Origin of the sequence: Streptomyces longwoodensis, from assembly GCF_001514125.1 — a bacterium.
GTDB classification, from domain to species: domain Bacteria; phylum Actinomycetota; class Actinomycetes; order Streptomycetales; family Streptomycetaceae; genus Streptomyces; species Streptomyces longwoodensis.
This window is the reverse complement of record NZ_KQ948551.1, coordinates 413431-433281: the sequence shown is the minus strand read 5'-3', so window position 1 is coordinate 433281 and position 19851 is coordinate 413431. Positions and strand designations below refer to the sequence as shown.

General features: G+C 72.2%; 18 protein-coding genes. 3 read left to right on the top strand and 15 right to left on the bottom strand.

The window, feature by feature from the left end; all coding sequences use genetic code 11:
• Positions 1 to 128: 128 nt before the first annotated feature.
• On the top strand, positions 129 to 1121 hold the full coding sequence (locus tag AQJ30_RS10965; RefSeq protein WP_067231882.1) for a zinc metalloprotease: 993 nt from the start codon (positions 129 to 131) through the stop codon (positions 1119 to 1121).
• On the opposite strand, the gene AQJ30_RS10960 is transcribed toward AQJ30_RS10965, so the two are convergent.
• A complete protein-coding gene (locus AQJ30_RS10960) occupies positions 1106 to 1696 on the bottom strand; it encodes a dienelactone hydrolase family protein (protein WP_067232656.1) in 591 nt (196 codons plus the stop codon). The two genes, AQJ30_RS10965 and AQJ30_RS10960, sit on opposite strands and share 16 nt — an antisense overlap.
• A gap of 131 nt (positions 1697 to 1827) precedes the next feature.
• Here AQJ30_RS10960 and AQJ30_RS10955 point away from each other — a divergent pair, with 131 nt between their 5' ends.
• Complete coding sequence (locus AQJ30_RS10955) at positions 1828 to 2952, top strand: mechanosensitive ion channel family protein (RefSeq protein ID WP_067231879.1); 1125 nt, start codon at positions 1828 to 1830, stop codon at positions 2950 to 2952.
• A gap of 12 nt (positions 2953 to 2964) precedes the next feature.
• Here AQJ30_RS10955 and AQJ30_RS10950 read toward each other — a convergent pair whose 3' ends face one another.
• From AQJ30_RS10950 to AQJ30_RS10925, 6 genes are all read right to left on the bottom strand, one after another.
• A complete protein-coding gene (locus AQJ30_RS10950; protein WP_067232653.1) occupies positions 2965 to 3705 on the bottom strand; it encodes an SDR family NAD(P)-dependent oxidoreductase in 741 nt (246 codons plus the stop codon).
• Positions 3706 to 3826: 121 nt separating this feature from the next.
• Positions 3827 to 5413: a Na+/H+ antiporter gene (locus AQJ30_RS10945; RefSeq protein ID WP_067232651.1), complete on the bottom strand. Its 1587-nt coding sequence runs from the start codon at positions 5411 to 5413 to the stop codon at positions 3827 to 3829.
• A gap of 63 nt (positions 5414 to 5476) precedes the next feature.
• Positions 5477 to 5968 carry a GNAT family N-acetyltransferase gene (locus tag AQJ30_RS10940; protein ID WP_067231876.1) on the bottom strand — a complete coding sequence of 164 codons (492 nt, stop codon included), beginning with the start codon at positions 5966 to 5968 and terminating at the stop codon, positions 5477 to 5479.
• Positions 5965 to 6909: an RluA family pseudouridine synthase gene (locus AQJ30_RS10935; protein ID WP_067231873.1), complete on the bottom strand. Its 945-nt coding sequence runs from the start codon at positions 6907 to 6909 to the stop codon at positions 5965 to 5967. Before AQJ30_RS10935 ends, AQJ30_RS10940 begins: the two co-directional genes overlap by 4 nt.
• Positions 6910 to 6947: 38 nt before the next feature.
• A complete protein-coding gene (lspA, locus tag AQJ30_RS10930; protein WP_067231871.1) occupies positions 6948 to 7580 on the bottom strand; it encodes a signal peptidase II in 633 nt (210 codons plus the stop codon).
• 74 nt (positions 7581 to 7654) lie between these two features.
• Complete coding sequence (locus AQJ30_RS10925; RefSeq protein WP_067231868.1) at positions 7655 to 8674, bottom strand: TraR/DksA family transcriptional regulator; 1020 nt, start codon at positions 8672 to 8674, stop codon at positions 7655 to 7657.
• A gap of 578 nt (positions 8675 to 9252) precedes the next feature.
• Between AQJ30_RS10925 and ileS the strand changes: the two genes are divergently transcribed.
• A complete protein-coding gene (gene ileS, locus AQJ30_RS10920; protein ID WP_107119548.1) occupies positions 9253 to 12405 on the top strand; it encodes an isoleucine--tRNA ligase in 3153 nt (1050 codons plus the stop codon).
• A gap of 220 nt (positions 12406 to 12625) precedes the next feature.
• Here ileS and AQJ30_RS10915 read toward each other — a convergent pair whose 3' ends face one another.
• From AQJ30_RS10915 to murG, 8 genes are all read right to left on the bottom strand, one after another.
• A complete protein-coding gene (locus AQJ30_RS10915; RefSeq protein WP_067231865.1) occupies positions 12626 to 13780 on the bottom strand; it encodes a DivIVA domain-containing protein in 1155 nt (384 codons plus the stop codon).
• Positions 13781 to 13833: 53 nt separating this feature from the next.
• On the bottom strand, positions 13834 to 14118 hold the full coding sequence (locus tag AQJ30_RS10910) for a YggT family protein (RefSeq protein ID WP_020129925.1): 285 nt from the start codon (positions 14116 to 14118) through the stop codon (positions 13834 to 13836).
• A 63-nt stretch (positions 14119 to 14181) separates the two neighbouring features.
• Positions 14182 to 14823, bottom strand: a complete 642-nt coding sequence (locus AQJ30_RS10905; protein ID WP_067231862.1) for a cell division protein SepF — start codon at positions 14821 to 14823, stop codon at positions 14182 to 14184.
• Between the two features lie 129 nt (positions 14824 to 14952).
• Positions 14953 to 15672 (bottom strand): YggS family pyridoxal phosphate-dependent enzyme, encoded by a 720-nt coding sequence (locus tag AQJ30_RS10900; protein ID WP_067231860.1) that lies wholly within the window; start codon positions 15670 to 15672, stop codon positions 14953 to 14955.
• Entirely contained in the window at positions 15669 to 16406 is a 738-nt protein-coding gene (gene pgeF / locus AQJ30_RS10895; protein WP_067231857.1) for a peptidoglycan editing factor PgeF, read from the bottom strand. The genes AQJ30_RS10900 and pgeF overlap by 4 nt, the downstream gene beginning before the upstream one ends.
• A gap of 10 nt (positions 16407 to 16416) precedes the next feature.
• Positions 16417 to 17640, bottom strand: coding sequence for a cell division protein FtsZ (ftsZ, locus tag AQJ30_RS10890; RefSeq protein WP_067231855.1), 1224 nt, complete (start codon positions 17638 to 17640; stop codon positions 16417 to 16419).
• Between the two features lie 278 nt (positions 17641 to 17918).
• Positions 17919 to 18728, bottom strand: a complete 810-nt coding sequence (locus tag AQJ30_RS10885) for a cell division protein FtsQ/DivIB (protein ID WP_067231852.1) — start codon at positions 18726 to 18728, stop codon at positions 17919 to 17921.
• Between the two features lie 25 nt (positions 18729 to 18753).
• Positions 18754 to 19851 (bottom strand): undecaprenyldiphospho-muramoylpentapeptide beta-N-acetylglucosaminyltransferase, encoded by a 1098-nt coding sequence (gene murG, locus AQJ30_RS10880; RefSeq protein WP_067231849.1) that lies wholly within the window; start codon positions 19849 to 19851, stop codon positions 18754 to 18756.

Sequence of the window (19851 nt, the reverse complement as noted above, 5' to 3'; positions counted from 1 at the left end):
CCCACGGTCACCGGGCAGTTGATGGCTGGATCACTGCTCTTCGGACATAGTCATGTCCACGTAATGTCCGGGCGGTGGCCAGGAAGACCCCTGCGCCCCTCTCCCCACCGATTCCACCAGGAGTCAGCATGCGTGCGTTCGCCCGGACGTCCCCCCAGACGCGCAGACGTCTTCTCGGCACGGCCGCCGTGGCCGGCACCCTGATGCTCGCCCCGCTGTCGACCCCCACCGGTGTCGCCGCGGCCGGAACCCTCGCCCACACCGCCGCCTCCGCCTGCGCGGACAGCACGGACGCGACGGCCCGCCAGGCCCGCCCCGGCAGCGGCGCGCACGCCGCGGAGCCCAACGAGGTCACCGAGGCCCGGGCGCAGAGCATGAACGCCGACCTGCGCAAGAAGCTGGACCAGCTGCGGGCCGGGGGCCGAAACGTTTCCGCGCTGGCCGCGGCGAACATCCCGGTCTACTTCCACGTCATCACCGACGGCACCAAGGGCCAGCTCAGCTCCTCGGCCATCAACGCCCAGATGAACGTCCTGAACGCGGCCTACGCCGGCCAGGGCACCGGGAACACCGACTCGGGCTTCCAGTTCACGCTGGCCGGCACCGACTACACGAACAACGCCACCTGGTACAACCTGTCCTCCGGCTCCAGCGCCGAGAAGGCCATGAAGACCGCGCTGCGCAAGGGCGGCGCGAACGCGCTCAACCTCTACACCGCCAACCTCGGCGGCGGCCTCCTCGGCTGGGCCACCTTCCCCAGCTCCTACAAGTCCAGCCCGTCCATGGACGGCGTCGTCATCCTCGACGCGTCCCTGCCGGGCGGCACCGCGACCAACTACGCCGAGGGCGACACCGCCACCCACGAGGTCGGCCACTGGCTGGGGCTCTACCACACCTTCCAGGGCGGCTGCAGCGGCAGCGGCGACTACGTCGACGACACCCCGGCCGAGAAGAGCGCCGCGTACCAGTGCCCGACGGGCCGGGACACCTGCACCAACAAGGCGGGCGTCGACCCCATCCACAACTTCATGGACTACACGTACGACGCCTGCATATACCAGTTCACCGCGGGCCAGGTGACGCGCATGCAGCAGAGCTGGGCCGCCTACCGCGCGGGCTGATCCTCCTCCAGCGACGCGAGGAAGCCGAGCGCCACCCGCCAGGTGGCCTCGGCGGCCTCGCGGTCGTAGTCCGGCAGGCCGGGATCGGTGTAGAGGTGGCCGGCCCCGGCGTACCGGTGGATCTCCACGTCGGCGCCCGCCCGGCGCATCTGCAGGTACCAGGCGCCGAGCCAGTCCTCCGTCTCGAACGGGTCCGGCTCCGCGATGTGCAGCTGCACCGGCAGGTCGTCCACCGAGACGTTCGGCGCCAGGTCCGAAGTGCCGTGCAGGAGCAGCAGGCCACGCGCCTTGTCGTCGCCGAGGGCCAGGGTCTGGGCGACCGACGCGCCGAGCGAGAACCCGGCGTACACCAGGTGCCGTTCCGAGTAGGGCGCGGCCGCGAGCACGGCCCGCCGCAGCAGCTCCTCCTTGCCGAGGCGCTCCTTGAACTCCATGCCCTCCTCGACGTCCTCGAACGTGCGCCCGTCGAAGAGGTCCGGCGTCCACACCTCGTGCCCGGCGGCACGCAGCCGGTCCGCCGCCGCGTGCACGGCGGGCCTGAGGCCATGGGTCGAGTGAAAGAGCATGACGTTCATGGGGACCATGGTGCCAGCCCCGCGGGCGCCCGCCACGACGCCGCTCGTGGCACTCCCCGCACGGACGTTCATGGCGATCGTCACAGAAAGCGCAGGTTCAGGCCCCTGCGGTCCCGGTTAGGTTCGAAGACATGGAGAACCTGCTCCGACCCGTGATCGTGGTCGGGGGTGCGGTCGTACTGACGCTCGTCATCGGCTGGGCCTCCGACCTCCTGCTGCGCAAGGCGGACGACCGGCACCACGAGACACCCTTGTGGGGCCTGCTGCGCCGTGGCCGCATCCCCTACCAACTCGTGCTGTGCGCGGCCCTGCTCAGAGGCTCCTACGACCAGGCGGAACTGCTCCAGGAGCACCGGGTCGGCATCGGGCGCTCCCTGACCCTGGTGCTGATCGGTTCCACGGCCTGGCTGATCATCCGGATCGCCTCCGCGATCGTGCAGTCCTCCTACGAGCGGTACGCCAGCGCCCGCGCCCAGCGGGACCCGGCCCGGGTGCGCCGGGTGCGCACCCAGGTCGCGCTGATCATGCGGGTGGTGTCGGCGGTCGTCGGGGTGATGGCCGTCGCGGCGATGCTGCTGACGTTCCCCGCGATGCGCGCGGCCGGCGCCTCGCTGCTGGCCTCGGCCGGCATCGTCGGCATCGTCGCCGGTGTGGCCGCGCAGTCGACGCTGAGCAACATGTTCGCCGGGTTCCAGATCGCCTTCGGTGACATGGTGCGCCTCGGCGACGTGGTCGTCGTGGACGGCGAGTGGGGCACGGTCGAGGACGTCACGCTGACCTACCTGACCGTGCGGACCTGGGACGAGCGCCGGATCACCATGCCGGTGTCCTACTTCACGTCCAAGCCGTTCGAGAACTGGTCGCGCGGCACCCCGCAGATGACCGGCATCGTGTACTGGCACCTGGACCACTCGGCGCCGACCGAGCTGATGCGCGAGAAGCTGCGCGACATCCTGCGCGAGTGCCCGGCCTGGGACGGCCGCGACTACGGCCTGGTGGTGACCGACTCCACGCCCAACACCCTCCAGGTGCGGGCCCTGGTGACGGCGAAGGACGCCGACGACGTCTGGACGGTGCGGGTCGCGGTGCGCGAGCAGATGATCCGCTGGCTGGCCGAGCACCACCCGTACGCGCTGCCCCGGGTCAACACCGCGGGCGCGGTGCCCCCGCCCGGCCGGCTGCCGTCGCAGACGCCGTGGGAGGAGTTCCGGAACGACCACCGGGCCTACGAGAAGCCGCGCACCGGCCGGGGCTGAGCCCGGCCGGCGTCAATGACCCCGTTCGGCGCCGCCGTTGACCTGGACGACCTGGGACGTGACGTGGGCGGCGCCCGGGGACGCCAGCCAGTGCAGGGTGGCGGCGACGTCCCCCGGGGTGCCGGCCCGCCCGGTCGAGGTCTCGGCGACCAGCCGCTCCCGGCGGGCCGGGTCGATGCCCGGCCCGAAGAACTCGGTGTCCTCGACGTAGCCGGGCGCCACCACGTTCACCGTGATCCCGCGCGGCCCCAGCTGCCGGGCCAGGTCGTGCGCGTACGGGTGCAGGGCCGCCTTGGCCGCGCCGTACGCCCCGCTGCCCGACCCCCGGTAGGCGGCGATGGAGCTGAGGAAGAGCACCCGCCCGCCGGGCTCGGCGAGCCGTTCCTTCAACGCCTCGGTGAGCAGCACGGCGGTCAGGGTGTTGAGGCGGAAGTTCACGCCCCACTCGTGGGCGGCGCGCTCCAGCGGGTCGTCGGTGCCGGCCGCCGGTTCGAGCTGCCCGTTGCCGCCCGCGCAGTGCACGAGCACGTCGACCGTGCCCAGCTCCTCCGCGACGAACCGGGCGACGCCCCGCACGTCGTCCACGTCGCTCAGGTCGGCGGCCCGGGTGAGCGCCCCGGGGACCCCGGCGCGCTCCAGCACCTCGGCCCGCCGCCCGAGCAGCACCACCCGGTCCCCGTCGGCGGCGAACACCCGCGCCGCGGCCAACCCGATCCCACTGCCACCACCACTGACAACGATGTTGCGAGCCATGATCGGAGCGTACCCGCCGGGGCCGGGCCGGGGGCCGCCGTTCACACGACTGTCGTGGAACGGCCGGGGAAGCGGGGCCGGGGGAACGCCCCCGGCAAGCCGGAGCAACGGCCCCGGCGGCTCACCGCAGGCTGCGCACGTCCAGTTGCCGCAGCACCCGGTCCACCACCTCCGGGTTCGCCCCCGCCTCGCTGCGCGCCGCCAGCACCTCGTGCCGCGCGGCGCTGAGCATCTCCCCCTGGATCCGCCGTACCCGCTTCAGCCGGCGGACCCGCTTCTCGTGCCCCTCCTTGCGCTCCTCCTCCCCGATGTCCGGGCTGATCCGCACCCCGATCTCGAACGCCCGCCGCAGCATCTGCTCGGAGAACTCCTCCGGCAGCTCCTCCACCGCCTCGATCTCCCGCAGCCGCGCCTTCGCCGCCTTCGCGGCCCGCACCGCCAGCTCCCGCTCGAACGCCTTCTCCCGCTCCGTGTCGGCCCGCACCCCGAGCCGCCGCACCAGCCACGGCAGCGTCAGCCCCTGCACCACCAGCGTCACCATGATCACGCCGAACGCGATGAAGACGATCTCGTTCCGGTCGGGGAACGCACCGCCGTCGTCGGTCTTCAGCGGAACCGCCAGGGCCAGCGCCACCGACGCCACGCCGCGCATCCCGGACCACCACATGACGACGGTCTCCCGCCAGCTCACCGGGATGTCCTCGTCCCGGTCCCGCCGGGCGTGCAGCCGTTGGGTCAGCCAGGTCGCCGGCAACAGCCACAGCAGCCGTACGACGACCACGACGGCCACCACGATGCCCGCCCAGCCCAGCATCTCGCCCCACCGGCCGGACGCCGTACGGACCGCGTTGTGCAGCTCCAGCCCGATCAGGCCGAACGCCACGCCGGTCACGAGCGTGTCGACGATGTCCCAGAAGGCGTGCCCGGCGAGCCGGGTCATCACGTCGTCGGGATCGGTGGCGTACTCCGCGATGAACAGCGAGGTGGTGAGCACGGCGAGCACCCCGGAGCCGTGCAGCTCCTCGGCGAGGACGTAGGAGGCGTACGGCACGAGCAGCGTGAGGCCGATCTGGAGGGTCGCGTCGCCGAGCCGGTCGAGGAGTTTGTTGGCGCCCCAGCCGAGCGCCAGCCCCACCGCGACCGCGACCACGGCGGAGAGCACGAACTCCAGCGCGGCGCCGCCGAGCTCGAAGCTTCCGCTGACCACCGCGGTGATGGCGACGTGGTAGAGCACGATGGCCGTCACGTCGTTGAACAGGCCCTCGCCCTCCAGGATGGACACCAGGCGGCGCGGCAGCCCCAGCTGCCCGGCGACGGCGGTGGCGGCGACCGGGTCGGGCGGCGCGACCAGCGCGCCCAGCGCCACGGCGGCGGCGATCGGCAGGCCGGGCACCACGGTGTGCGCGACGACGGCGACGCACGCCGTCGTGACGAACACCAGCGCCACGGCCAGCAGGAAGATCGGCCGTTTGTTGGCGGTGAACTGCCGCCAGGAGGTGCGCCGCACCGCCGCGTACAGCAGCGGCGGCAGCACCAGCGGGAGGATCAGGTCGGGCGGGACCTGCACGTTGGGCACGAAGTCGAGCAGCGCGAGCGCGATCCCGAGCAGGGTCATCAGCACCGGCGCGGGCAGGCCGAGCCGGTCCCCCACCGGGACGCTCAGCACGGCCCCGAGCAACAGCACGAACAACAGGGCCAGCTGGTCCACGGTCAGCACTCCGGGCAGGTCGACGGTGCAGGAACGGATCTCCAGCCTGCCACGCCGACGCGATCACACCGCGGGCAAAACCCTGCGCATCGCCCGGTGCGGAATCCCGGCGTCCGGGAACTCCGGCCCGTACGCCACGTAGCCCAGCCGCTCGTAGAAGCCCAGCGCCTGCGTCTGCGCGTGCAGGTCCACGGCCGCGAGGCCCCGTGCGCGGGCCGCGTCCTCTACGGCCCGCACCAGTGCGGCGCCGACCCCGAGGCCGCGCGCCGCGCGGGAGACGGCGAGCCGCCCCAGCGAGCCGACCGAGGGGTCCCCGCCGGTCCTGCCGAGGGCCGCCTCGCCGTGCAGCAGCCGTCCGGTGCCCAGCGGCAGCCCGTCCTCGCGGACCGCCAGCACGTGCACGGCGACGGCGTCGTACGCGTCGTACTCGATCTCCTCCGGGACGCCCTGCTCCGCGACGAAGACCTCTTTGCGCACCGCGAAGCACGCCTCACGGTCGGCGAGGTCCGCCACGACCCGCACGGTGTACGACGGCGCGCCGGGCCGCCCGCTCATCCGTAGGTCTCCTCACGGACCTGGTCGAGCGCCCGCTGCAGGTCCTCGGGGTAGTCGCTGGAGAACTCCGCCCACTCGCCGTCCCCGGGGTGCTCGAAGCCCAGGCGCACGGCGTGCAGCCACTGGCGGGTCAGCCGCAGCCGCTTGGCGAGCGTCGGGTCGGCGCCGTAGGTCAGGTCGCCGACGCACGGGTGGCGGTGGGCGGCCATGTGGACGCGGATCTGGTGGGTGCGGCCGGTCTCCAGCTTCACGTCGAGCAGGGAGGCGGCGCGGAACGCCTCGATCAGGTCGTAGTGCGTGACCGAGGGCTTGCCCTCGGCGGTGACCGCCCACTTGTAGTCGTGCTGGGGGTGACGGCCGATGGGCGCGTCGATGGTGCCGCTGGTCGGGTCCGGGTGGCCCTGGACGAGCGTGTGGTAGCGCTTGTCGACCGTGCGCTCCTTGAACTGGCGCTTGAGCGAGGTGTACGCGCGCTCGGACTTGGCGACGACCATCAGGCCGGAGGTGCCCACGTCCAGGCGGTGCACGATGCCCTGGCGCTCGGCGGCGCCGGAGGTGGAGATGCGGTACCCGGCGGCGGCGAGCCCGCCGATCACGGTCGGCCCGGTCCAGCCCGGCGACGGGTGGGCGGCGACGCCGACCGGCTTGACGATCACGACCACGTCGTCGTCGTCGTGCACGATGTCCATGCCCTCGACCGGCTCGGCGACCACCTGGACGGGCTGGGGCGCCTGTGGCATCTCGACCTCGAGCCAGGCCCCGCCGTGCACCCGCTCCGACTTGCCGACCACCGACCCGTCGACCGTGACCTTCCCCGAGGCGGCGAGCTCGGCCGCCTTGGTGCGGGAGAAGCCGAACATGCGGGAGATGGCGGCGTCGACGCGCTCGCCCTCCAGGCCGTCGGGCACGGGCAGGGTACGGATCTCGGGAATCGTGCTCACCCGTCGAGTATGCCGGACGGGTCCGGCAGGCCCGTCCCTCAGTCCTTGTGGACGGTCCCGTCGGGGTCGAGGCCCCGGAAGGACAGCAGCACGATCAGGATGCCGCCGCACACGATCGCCGAGTCGGCCAGGTTGAACACGGCGAAGTGCTTGGGCGCGATGAAGTCCACGACCGCGCCCTCGAACACGCCGGGCGAGCGGAAGATGCGGTCGGTGAGGTTGCCGAGGGCCCCGCCGAGCAGCAGGCCGAGGGCGATCGCCCAGGGCAGGCTGTACAGCTTGCGGGCGAGCCGCGCGATGACCACGATCACCGCGGCGGCGATCACCGTGAAGATCACCGTGAAGGCCTCGCCGAAGCCGAAGGCGGCCCCGGCGTTGCGGATCGCCTCGAACTTCAGCCAGTCGCCGACGATCTCGATCGGGCGGTGGTGCTCCAGCTTGGCGACCACGAGCAGCTTGCTGACGAGGTCGAGCGCGTAGGCGAACGCGGCGACCGCGAACAGCACCGCGACCCGCCGGCGGCGGGGCCGTACGACGGGGGCGTCGGCGTCCGCCCGCCCGGCACCGTCGGCGCGGTCCGTGCCGTCCGTGCCGTGCACGTCGCGCTGCTCCGGGCCGGTCCCCGCCCCGGGGGTGTCCGGCGTACCGATGATCCGCTCCGCCTCTGCCACGTGAGTCCCTCGAGCTAGGTACCTGACTGAGGACGAGGGTACGGCACGCCTCCCCCGCCGGCCTTCCGGGTTCCCTACCGGCGTTCCTGCTTCTGCTTGCACTCCACGCACAGCGTGGCACGTGGGAACGCCTGCATGCGGGCCTTGCCGATGGGCTCGCCGCAGTTCTCGCACAGGCCGTACGTGCCCGCGTCGAGCCGTTCCAGCGCGTGCTCCGTCTGCTCCAGCATCTCGCGCGCGTTGGCGGCCAGCGCCAGTTCGTGCTCCCGGGTGATGTTCTTGGTCCCGGTGTCCGCCTGGTCGTCCCCGGCGCCGTCGCCCGAGTCGCGCATCAGGCCCGCGAGGGCCGCCTCCGACGAGGCGAGCTCGGCGCGCAGCCGCTCCTTCTCGCTCGTCAGCTCGGTGCGGGCCTCCTCGACCTCCTCGGGCGTCCAGGGCTCCTCGCCGGGGCGCACCGCGAGGTCGCCGGGCTCCGCCGCCCCGAGCCGCGCCTTGGGTACGGCGGTCTTCGCCGCCGTGGCCGTGCCTGGAGTCTTCTTCGCAACCACCGTCGTGGCTCCCGTCTGCTCCGCGGCCGAGGCCGCGCCCGCCTTCTTGGCCCTGCTCTTCCCCCGGGCACCCGACACCGCCCCGGCCCCGGCAGCCTTCCCCCCGCGGCCCCCCTTCACGTTCCCGTTCCCCGCGCTCTTCTTCCCCGCCCCGGCCTCCGCACCGGCGGCACCGCGCGCGCCGGCCGGCTCGCCGACGGCCGGTCGCCGCCCGGCGGCCGTCGTGTCCGCGGCTCCGGCCGGCTGCTGCCCGGCCGCCGTGCCGGAGTCCTGGGCGGCAGCGGCCTTCCCGGAGTCCTGCGCTGCGGCAGCCGCCTTCCCGGCGGCCCGCGTCGTCCGGGCACCCGACGCCTTCTCGGACGGCGCGGCCGACTTCCTCGCGCCGGCCGCCTTCTTCGCGGCCCGCGTCCGTGTCGTTCCCGTCGCCGCCGCCGTGGCCGCCCCGGTCCCGGGTGCCGCCGCGGTCTTCCTCGCGGTCGCGGTCGCCTCCTCGGCGGTCCCCTTCCGGGGCGCCGACTGCTGTACGGCGGTCTTCTTCGCCACCATGGCCGCGGCCCCTTCACATATTGTGATCTTGCGCGCGTATCGTGCTGGGACGATAAATCGACTTGGGTCCCGCGGCAACGGGGCACACCGCCCGATTCGTCCTCCTCGCGCACGCCGCGCGACGAGCCTGCCTGCGTTGTGCCCAGCTCCCCGCCCGGTAATCCGCCGCCCGGGCCGCCCGCGGGAGCGGTCCCGCACCCGCCCTGGGCCCCCGCTCCGTTCGGGTCACCCCCGCCCCGGTAATCCGGTCGGCCGCGGTCCCCACCGCGCCGTACACTGGGCGGAGCGAAAAGCGTGGATGGGGACGAGTAGCGGCGTACGCAGCCCAGAGCGACCCGGGGACGGTGGGAGCCCGGGGGCGAGCGCGACGTGAAGATCACCCCGGAGCCGCCGGAGGAAAGCCGCCGCAGCGGTCAGTAGAACCGGCATCGCGACCCCAATGAGGGGGCTCACCGGGGCACAGGGCGCACCGGGGGCCAAGGAGGGTGGTACCGCGGGAGCCCGCCGAACCGGCGCACGAGCAGGACACGGCTCTCGTCCCTCCGACGGAAGGCAGCACGTCCGCCGGAGGAAGCTCGTTGAACACGCAGCCGCAGTACCGCCAGGTGCCCGCCCAGGTCGACCTGCCCGCGCTCGAACACGCGGTGCTCGACTTCTGGCGCGAGCAGAAGATCTTCGCCAAGAGCCTGGACCAGTCCCAGGGCCGCCCCGAGTGGGTGTTCTACGAGGGCCCGCCCACCGCCAACGGCATGCCCGGCGCCCACCACATCGAGGCCCGCGTCTTCAAGGACGTCTTCCCCCGCTTCCGCACCATGCGCGGCTACCACGTGGCCCGCAAGGCCGGCTGGGACTGCCACGGCCTGCCGGTCGAGCTGGCGGTGGAGAAGGAGCTCGGCTTCAGCGGCAAGAAGGACATCGAGGCGTACGGCATCGCCGCGTTCAACGACAAGTGCCGTGCGTCGGTCCTGCGCCACACGGACGCCTTCGCCGAGCTGACGACCCGCATGGGCTACTGGGTGGACCTCGACGAGGCCTACGTCACGATGGAGCCCGAGTACATCGAGTCCGTCTGGTGGTCGCTGAAGGAGATCTTCACCAAGGGCCTGCTGGTGCAGGACCACCGCGTCGCCCCCTGGTGCCCGCGCTGCGGCACCGGCCTGTCGGACCACGAGCTGGCCCAGGGCTACGAGACGGTCGTGGACCCGTCCGTCTACGTCCGCTTCCCGCTCACCTCCGGCCCGCTGGCCGGCCGGGCCGCCCTGCTGGTGTGGACGACGACCCCCTGGACCCTGGTGTCCAACACCGCGGTCGCCGCGCACCCCGACGTCACCTACGTCGTCGCCACCGACGGCCAGGAGCGGCTGGTCGTCGCCGAGCCGCTGCTCGCCAAGGCGCTCGGCGAGGGCTGGGAGCCCACCGGGGAGAGGTTCACCGGCGCCGAGATGGAGCGCTGGACCTACCAGCGCCCGTTCGAGCTGGTGGAGTTCCCGGAGGGCACCGAGGCCCACTACGTGGTCAACGCCGAGTACGTCACCACCGAGGACGGCACGGGTCTGGTCCACCAGTCCCCCGCCTTCGGTGAGGACGACCTCAAGGTCTGCCGCGCCTACGGCCTGCCCGTCGTCAACCCCGTCCGCCCGGACGGCACCTTCGGCGAGGACGTCCCCCTGGTCGGCGGCGTCTTCTTCAAGAAGGCCGACGAGAAGCTCACCGAGGACCTCGCCGAGCGCGGCCTGCTGTTCCGGCACCTGCCGTACGAGCACAGCTACCCGCACTGCTGGCGCTGCCACACCGCGCTCCTCTACTACGCGCAGCCGTCCTGGTACATCCGCACCACGGCCGTCAAGGACCGGCTGATCGAGGAGAACGAGAAGACCAACTGGTTCCCCGACACGGTCAAGCACGGCCGGTACGGCGACTGGCTGAACAACAACATCGACTGGGCCCTGTCCCGCAACCGCTACTGGGGCACCCCGCTGCCCATCTGGCGCTGCGAGGACGACCACCTCACCTGCGTGGGCTCGCGCGCGGAGCTGACCGAGCTGTCCGGCACGGACCAGTCGGAGCTGGACCCGCACCGCCCCTTCATCGACGACGTCACCTTCGCCTGCCCGCAGGACGGCTGCGGCCGCACGGCCACGCGCGTGCCGGAGGTCATCGACGCCTGGTACGACTCGGGTTCGATGCCGTTCGCGCAGTGGGGCTACCCGTACAAGAACAAGGAGCTGTTCGAGAGCCGCTACCCGGCGCAGTTCATCTCCGAGGCGATCGACCAGACCCGCGGCTGGTTCTACACGCTGATGGCGGTCGGCACCCTCGTCTTCGACAAGTCGTCGTACGAGAACGTCGTGTGCCTGGGCCACATCCTCGCCGAGGACGGCCGCAAGATGTCCAAGCACCTGGGCAACATCCTGCAGCCGATCCCGCTGATGGACCAGCACGGCGCGGACGCGGTGCGCTGGTTCATGGCGGCCGGCGGCTCGCCGTGGGCGGCCCGCCGCGTCGGCCACGGCACGATCCAGGAGGTCGTGCGCAAGACCCTGCTGACGTACTGGAACACGGTCGCCTTCCAGGCGCTGTACGCCCGGACGTCCGGCTGGTCCCCCTCCGCGGCCGACCCGGCCCCGGCCGACCGCCCCCTGCTGGACCGCTGGCTGCTGTCCGAGCTGCACGCGCTGACCGACCAGGTCACCCAGTCCCTGGAGGCCTACGACACCCAGCGCGCCGGCAAGCTGCTCTCGGCGTTCGTCGACGACCTGTCCAACTGGTACGTGCGGCGCTCGCGGCGCCGGTTCTGGCAGGGCGACAAGGCCGCGCTGCGTACGCTGCACGAGGTCGTGGAGACGGTCACCAAGCTGATGGCCCCGCTGACGCCGTTCATCACCGAGCGGGTCTGGCAGGACCTCATCGTCCCGGTCACCCCGGGCGCCCCGGAGTCGGTGCACCTGTCCTCGTGGCCGGAGGCCGACCTGTCGGCGATCGACCCGGAGCTGTCGAAGCAGATGGTGCTCGTGCGGCGCCTGGTGGAGCTGGGCCGGGCGACGCGCGCCGAGTCGGGCGTGAAGACGCGTCAGCCGCTGCGGCGGGCGCTGATCGCGGCCACCGGCTTCGACGCGCTCTCCCCGGAGCTGCACACCCAGATCACCGAGGAGCTGAACGTCGAGTCGCTGGCCTCGCTGAGCGAGGTCGGCGGGTCCCTGGTCGACACCACCGCCAAGGCCAACTTCCGGGCGCTGGGCAAGCGGTTCGGCAAGCGGGTGCAGGACGTGGCCCGGGCCGTCGCCGCGGCGGACGCGGCCGCGCTGTCGCTGGCCCTGCGCGAGGGCACGGCGTCGGTCGAGGTCGACGGGGAGACGGTGACGCTGGCCCCGGACGAGGTGATCATCACCGAGACGCCCCGCGAGGGCTGGTCGGTGGCCTCCGACTCCGGCGCCACGGTCGCGCTGGACCTGGAGATCACCGAGGAGCTGCGCCGGGCGGGGCTCGCCCGGGACGCGATCCGGCTGATCCAGGAGGCCCGCAAGAACAGTGGGCTGGACGTGGCCGACCGCATCGCGCTGCGCTGGACGGCGACCGACCCGGAGACGATCGCCGCGCTCAGCCGGCACAGCGGGCTGATCGCGGACGAGGTCCTGGCGACGGACTTCGCCCAGGGCGAGGCGGACGACACCTACGGCGCGCCCTTCACGGACGAGGGCCTGTCCCTGGCGTTCCGCCTGCGCAAGGCGTAACCCGCGCCCGCCGCGCACCTCGTGAACGGCGGCCGTCCCTCGCGGGGCGGCCGCCGTTTTCGCTGACCTCCACCGGACGCCCGGCCGCCACCGGACGCCCGGCCGGGACCGGTCGGTGGGCGGCCCCTCCGCAACACGCGTAAAAGGGGCGGGGCCCCGGATCGGAATCCGGGGCCCCGCCCCTTGAACGCTGCCGACGCCTAAGGCGTACGAGCGGCCGTCAGTTGTCGTCCTCGTCGATCAGGAAGCCGCGCATCGGCGAGGGCGCCTGGCCCATCGGCGACGGACCCTGCGGGCGGACCGGAGCCATGGGCTGGGTCATCGCCGGGGACATCTGCTGCTGGCCGCCGTAGGACGGACCCGCGGGGCTCGGACCGCCGCCCATGCCCTGGTTGCCGCCGTAGGACGGGGCGCTCGCGCCGGCCGGGGCCATCGAGGGCGCCGGGGACGGCGGCAGGGAGGCCGTGGCCGGGGTGCGGGGCGGGGCGAGGGAGTCGTCGGCCTGGGTCTCCAGCTGACGCAGCTGGGACTCGAGGTACGACTTCAGGCGCGTGCGGTACTCGCGCTCGAAGCCGCGCAGGTCCTCGACCTTGCGCTCCAGCGTGGCGCGGGCGGACTCCAGGGAGCCCATCGCGACGCGGTGCTTCTCCTGCGCGTCCCGCTCCAGGGCGTCGGCCTTGGCACGGGCGTCACGCTCGAGACCCTCGGCACGCGAACGCGCCTCGCCGACGATCTTGTTGGCCTCGGAACGGGCCTCGGCGATCGCCTGGTCGGCGGTCTGCTGGGCCAGCGACAGGACGCGCGCGGCGCTGTCGCCACCGGGACCCTGACCGGGGCCGCCCATGGGGCCACCCATCGGACCGCCCATGGGGCCGCCCATCTGGCCGCCCATCTGCTGCATGGGCGGCTGACCGCCCATCGGACCCTGACCCATGGGGCCCTGGCCCATCGGACCCTGGCCCATGGGGCCGGGACCCTGCTGACCGCTCTGGCCACCGGGGCCGGCGGGCAGCTGCGGGGCACCGCTCGGCAGCTGGGGCGGGCCACCCATGGGGCCACCCATCTGCTGCTGCGGCGGGCCCGATATCCCGGCGGGCACCGGAGCGCCGGGACCTCGCATCCCCTGCTGGGGAGGCATGCCCTGCTGCTGCTGGTCCTGCTGCTCCGGCGGCTTGCGCATGTTCTGCTGGTTCTGGGCAGCAGCACGCGTCGCGGCGGCCAGTTTGGCGCGCAGGTCCTCGTTCTCGCGGAGCAGCCGGGTCAGTTCGGCTTCGACCTCGTCGAGGAAGGCATCGACCTCGTCCTCGTCATAGCCTTCTCGGAGGCGGACGGTCGTGAACTGCTTGTTCCGCACGTCCTCGGGGGTCAACGGCATCTCTTCACCTCAACGTAGTCGTCGGCATTCGGCAAGACGGTAGTTCACATCGCTCACAGCCGGCTCACGATCGAGATCAGGATGTAGACGATGATCATCAGTACGAAGAAGGACAGGTCGAGCGCCACGCCCCCGAGACGCAGCGGCGGGATGACCCGCCGCAGAAGCTTGAGCGGTGGATCGGTGACAGTGTAGGTGGCCTCCAGAACGACCACCATCGCCTTGCCGGGCTGCCATGAGCGGGCGAACTGGAAGACGTAGTCCATGACCAACCGGAAGATGAGCACGATGAGGAACACCATCAGCGCGATGTAGACGACATCCAGGACCACGCTCATGTTCGGTGCTTCCCTCTCCCCTGTTTTTCCGTGCTGCGTACTGCTGTTTTCCGGTCGTGCGTCTCAGCTCTGGTTGAAGAACCCGCCCTCTGCGATGCGGGCCTTGTCCTCCGCCGTGACATCGACGTTAGCAGGCGACAACAGGAACACCTTCTGCGTCACCCGCTCGATGCTGCCGTGAAGACCAAACACCAAACCGGCCGCAAAGTCGACAAGTCGCTTCGCGTCTGTGTCGTCCATCTCAGTCAAGTTCATGATCACCGGGGTGCCCTCACGGAAGTGTTCCCCGATGGTACGGGCCTCGTTGTAGGTCCGCGGGTGAAGTGTGGTGATCCGGTACGGCTCTCGTTCCGACACGACCTTGGGCATGATCACCGGTGCGTTCTTCTCCAGGGACTGACGTTCTTGTGTGATGGATGCCACGGGGGCGATCCGCGCCGGACGACCCGATTCCGCGGGAAGCGAAGTCGAGCGGGCCACCGGCTCGCGGGGCGCGGGCGGTTGTACGATTCGCACCTCTTCGTCCCGTTGGGACTGGTGTGCGGAGTGTGACGGGTGGGACGGCTCGTGCCGTCGGTGGTCGCGCTCGGGCTCGGGGTCGAGCTCGGGCTCGAAGTCGTCATCGGGGTCGAACCCCCGGCCGTCGTACCCATCGTCCTCCACGAGGCCGAGGTAGACCGCCATCTTGCGCATCGCGCCGGCCATGCTCTGAGTCCTCCGCTCTGTGGTGGATCGGCTGACGACTGCCAAGTCCCGCGATCCACGTGGTCCTTCTGCCCCGCCCTGTGGCGGAAATGACCATATTTTCTGCTGTGGTCCGACTTCCTGGCGACGTTACCCGAGCCTCGGGCGGACTCCGAGTACCGCGGTGCCGACGCGTACATGTGTCGCCCCGGCCGCCACGGCCTGCTCGAGGTCCGCACTCATCCCTGCCGAGACCATGGTTGCAGCCGGATGGGCCCCGCGCACGGAGGTCGACAATTCCATCAACCGCTCGAACGCCGCCTGTTGCCGTCCGGCGTACTCTCCGGTCAGGGGTGCGACGGTCATCAGTCCGTCGAGCCGCAGCCCCGGGGCGCCGGCGACCAGAGCGGCCAACTCCTCGACGCCGTCCGGCGACACCCCGCCCCGCTCCCCGCGCCCGCTCACCCCGGCGTCGAGCGCCACCTGGATCAGGCAGCCGAGCTCGCGCTCCTGGCGCACCGCCTCCTTAGACAGGGCCGTCACCAGCCGGGACCGGTCGACGGACTGCACGGTGTGGGCGTAACCGACCACGGAGCGCACCTTGTTGGTCTGGAGCTGACCGACGAAGTGCCACGACAGGGGCAGATCCGCGCACGCGGCGGCCTTGGGCGCCGCGTCCTGGTCGCGGTTCTCGGCGACGTGCCGCACCCCGAGCTCCGACAGGATCCGCACGTCGCTCGCCGGGTAGGTCTTGGTGACCACGATCAGGGTCACCTCTTCGCGCTTGCGCCCGGCGGCCTCGCACGCGGCGGCGATGCGCCGCTCCACCTTCGCCAGGTTCCCGGCGAGTTCGTCCCTACGCTCCGTCATGCTCTCTCAGCCAGCCAGACATATCCCGCGAGGCGCCCGGTGACGCGGTCGCGGCGGTACGAGAAGTGGTCACTCGACTCCAGCGTGCACACCGGCGACTGCTCCCGGTCGCGCACCCCGGCGCGCGCCAGCTGGGCGTGCACCCCGGCGGCGACGTCCACCGCGGGCGTGCCCCAACTGGTCTCGGCGTGCGCCGCCGGTTCCACCGCGGCGACCTCGGTGCGCATCGCCTCGGGCACCTCGTAGCACCGGCCGCACACGGCGGGTCCGGTGCGGGCGACGATCCGGGCCGGGTCGGCGCCCAGCGCCCGCATCGCGTCGAGGGCGGCGGGCACGATCCCCTCGACCATCCCCGGGCGCCCGGCGTGGGCGGCGGCGACGACCCCGGCGACGGGGTCGGCCAGCAGGACCGGCACGCAGTCGGCGGTGAGCACGGCGAGGGCGAGCCCCCGGACCGCGGTCACCAGTCCGTCGACCTCAGGAACCGGCCGGGTCCCCCACGGGCCGTCGACCTCGGCCACGTCACTGCCGTGCACCTGGTTCATCCAGACCACCCGGTCCGGGTCCAGGCCGAGCGCCTTGGCCGCCAGTTCCCGGTTGGTCCGCACGGCGCCGGGGTCGTCACCGACCGCGCCGCCGAGGTTGAGCTCCGCATACGGAGCGGCGCTCACCCCGCCCCACCGGTCGGTGAAGGCGAAGTGCGCGCCGCTCGCGTTCTCGCGCTGTGCTGTCACGTCAGAAGGATCACTTGAGGAAGTCCGGTACGTCCAGTTCCTCGGCCGCGCTGTCGGCGTAGGTCCGCGACGGCGGCACCGGCGGGGCGACCGGGAGGTCGGCGACCGGCTCGGGGGCGGGCTCCGTCTCCTCCTTCGGCGTCACGCTGCCGAGCGAGCCGAAGCTCGGCCGGGACTCGGGCTGCCGGACCGGCGTGGGCTCCTCGCGGCGGGTCGCCGCGGAGGGCGCCGAGGACGAGGAGGACGCCGAGGACGAGCCGAGGACGTTGTCCCGGCGGGCCGGGGGCTGGCCCCCGTCGAAGCCGGCCGCGATCACGGTGACCCGCACCTCGTCGCCGAGGGCGTCGTCGATGACCGCGCCGAAGATGATGTTGGCCTCGGGGTGGGCGGCCTCGCTGACCAGCTGGGCGGCCTCGTTGATCTCGAACAGACCGAGGTCGGAGCCGCCGGAGATGGACAGCAGCACACCGCGGGCGCCGTCGATGGACGCCTCGAGCAGCGGCGAGGAGATCGCCATCTCGGCCGCGGCCACCGCGCGGTCGTCGCCGCGGGCGGAGCCGATGCCCATGAGCGCCGAACCGGCCTCGGACATGACCGACTTGACGTCGGCGAAGTCCAGGTTGATCAGACCGGGGGTGGTGATGAGGTCGGTGATGCCCTGGACGCCGGAGAGCAGGACCTGGTCGGCCGACTTGAAGGCGTCGAGGACCGAGACCTGGCGGTCCGAGATGGACAGCAGCCGGTCGTTGGGGATGACGATGAGGGTGTCGACCTCTTCGCGGAGTTCGGCGATGCCGTCCTCGGCCTGGTTGGCGCGGCGCCGTCCCTCGAAGGTGAACGGGCGGGTGACCACGCCGATGGTGAGGGCGCCGAGGTTGCGCGCGATGTTGGCCACGACGGGGGCCCCGCCGGTGCCGGTGCCGCCGCCTTCACCGGCCGTCACGAAGACCATGTCGGCCCCCTTGAGGACCTCCTCGATCTCCTCGCGGTGGTCCTCGGCGGCCTTGCGGCCGACGGCCGGGTTGGCGCCGGCGCCGAGTCCGCGGGTGAGTTCGCGGCCGACGTCGAGCTTGACGTCGGCGTCGCTCATCAACAGCGCCTGCGCGTCGGTGTTGATGGCGATGAACTCGACGCCCTTGAGACCGACCTCGATCATCCGGTTGATGGCATTGACACCACCGCCGCCGACACCGATGACTTTGATGACTGCGAGGTAGTTCTGCGGTGCTGCCACGTCGAAGGCCTCTCGCCTCGAGTTACGTGTCGTCGGTGCGCGGTCGTCCGCGCTCCGCCGACTGATGCCGAATGGGACGGTCCGTTGCGCCGACCCGAACCCTAACGTTGAAGTTTAGGGTTACCAGTGTGTCCGTTCCTTGGAGTCTTCTGAACAGGACACTAAGTCGACAAGTGGCGCCCGTTCAACGAACACGCCGAACCTCCCGTTTTTCTTTTCACCCTATGTGATCAGCCATGTCGCTGCCCAACCAGGGTGCTGGCCTGCGCTGATGTGCGTCAACTCCCCGATGACGCAGGGGCGGTGGGAACGCTGACGTCGAAGTGCCGTGCGTCCGGAGATGCTTTCATGAGAGCGGTGAGCGCACGGCCCTTCGCGGCCCCCTGCTCGGAGCTCCCCCACGCGACCGTCCGCCCGTCGCCCAACTCCAGTGAGACGGCGTCGAAGGAGCGCACCTTCACGGTCCTGGTGACGCGGGCCACGGCGGCCGGGACGTCCCCGGCGACCCGGACCGCCTCCCGTACGAGCCGGTCCTCGCCGAAGCGGCGCAGGCTGGCCGAGGCCGAGCCGCGCGGTGAGGTGGCCAGCGCCAGGAGCGGTACGCCCTTCGGCGCCCGGGGGACGGTGGCGAACCGGACGCCGTCGTCGTCCACTTCCGTGAAGGTCCCGGCTGTGCGGCCGGTGCCCGCGAGGAGCAGCACCGGCTTGCGCTCGGTCACTTCGAGCCGGATGCCGTGCGGCCAGGAACGCGTCACGTCCACCCGGTCGACGCGCGGCAGCGCCCGCCGCACCCGGGCGGCGATGGTGTCGGTGTCCAGGGAGACCATCGGCTCGCCGACGGGCACGTCGGCCGCCTCGCGCACCTGCCGGGGCGTCAGGACGTCCGTGCCGGAGACGGAGACCCGCTCCGCCCGCAGCCACGGCGAGCCGTAGAGCAGCCAGGTCACGCCCCCGCCGAGCACCACCAGGGCGCACGCGAGGACGATGATCGTACGAAGGCGTCGGCGGGCCGCTGCCCGGGCGGGGGGCGGGCCGGACGACTCCTGTCGGCGTGCACCGCGTTCGGCGGTGGAAGTAGGTCCGGCCACGCTCCTGCCCTTTCGTCATGTGCTCCTAGCGCTGTGCACGGTGGGCGGCGATCGCCTCGTACACCATGCGGACGAGGAGGTCGTCCGCGTCCCGGCGGCCGAACTCGGCGGCGGCGCGGGACATCTCGTACAGCCGGTGCGGGTCGGCGAGCACGGGCAGGACGTTCTGCCGGACCCACTCCGGGGTCAGCTCCGCGTCGTCGACCAGCAGTCCGCCGCCGGCCTTCACCACCGGCTGGGCGTTCAGCCGCTGTTCGCCGTTGCCGATGGGCAGCGGGACGTAGGCGGCCGGGAGCCCGACGGCGGAGAGTTCAGCGACGGTCATCGCGCCCGCGCGGCAGAGCATCATGTCGGCCGCGGCGTACGCGAGGTCCATCCGGTCCAGGTAACTTACCGGGATGTAGGGGGGCATCCCCGGCATCTGCTGCACGTGCGGCAGTTCGTTCTTCGGGCCGACCGCGTGCAGGATCTGGACGCCGGCCTGCTGCAGCCACGGCGCGACCTGCTGGACCACCTCGTTGAGGCGGCGGGCGCCCTGCGAGCCGCCGGAGACCAGCAGCGTCGGCAGGTTGGGGTCCAGGCCGAACCGGTGCCGGGCCTCGGGGCGGGCTGCGGCCCGGTCCAGGGTGGCGATGGAGTGCCGCAGCGGGATCCCGATGTAGCGGGAGTTGCGCAGCTTGCTGTCCGGGGTGGCCACGGCCACCTGGGCGGCGTACCGGGAGCCGATCTTGTTGGCCAGGCCCGGGCGGGCGTTGGCCTCGTGGATCACGATGGGCACGCCGAGGCGCTTGGCGGCCAGGTAGCCGGGCAGCGCGACGTAGCCGCCGAAGCCGACCACGACGTCCGCCTTGGTGCGCTCCAGGACCTGCTCGGTCGCCTTGATCGTGCCGCGCAGCCGGCCCGGCACGGTGATCAGTTCGGGGGTGGGCTTGCGCGGCAGCGGCACCGCCGGGATCAGCGCGAGCTCGTAGCCCCGCTGCGGGACGAGCTGGGTCTCCAGGCCGCGCTCCGTGCCCAGGGCCGTGATCCCCACGGTCGGATCCTGCCTGCGCAGGGCGTCCGCGAGGGCGAGCGCGGGCTCGATGTGGCCGGCGGTCCCCCCACCGGCGAGTACGACATGCAC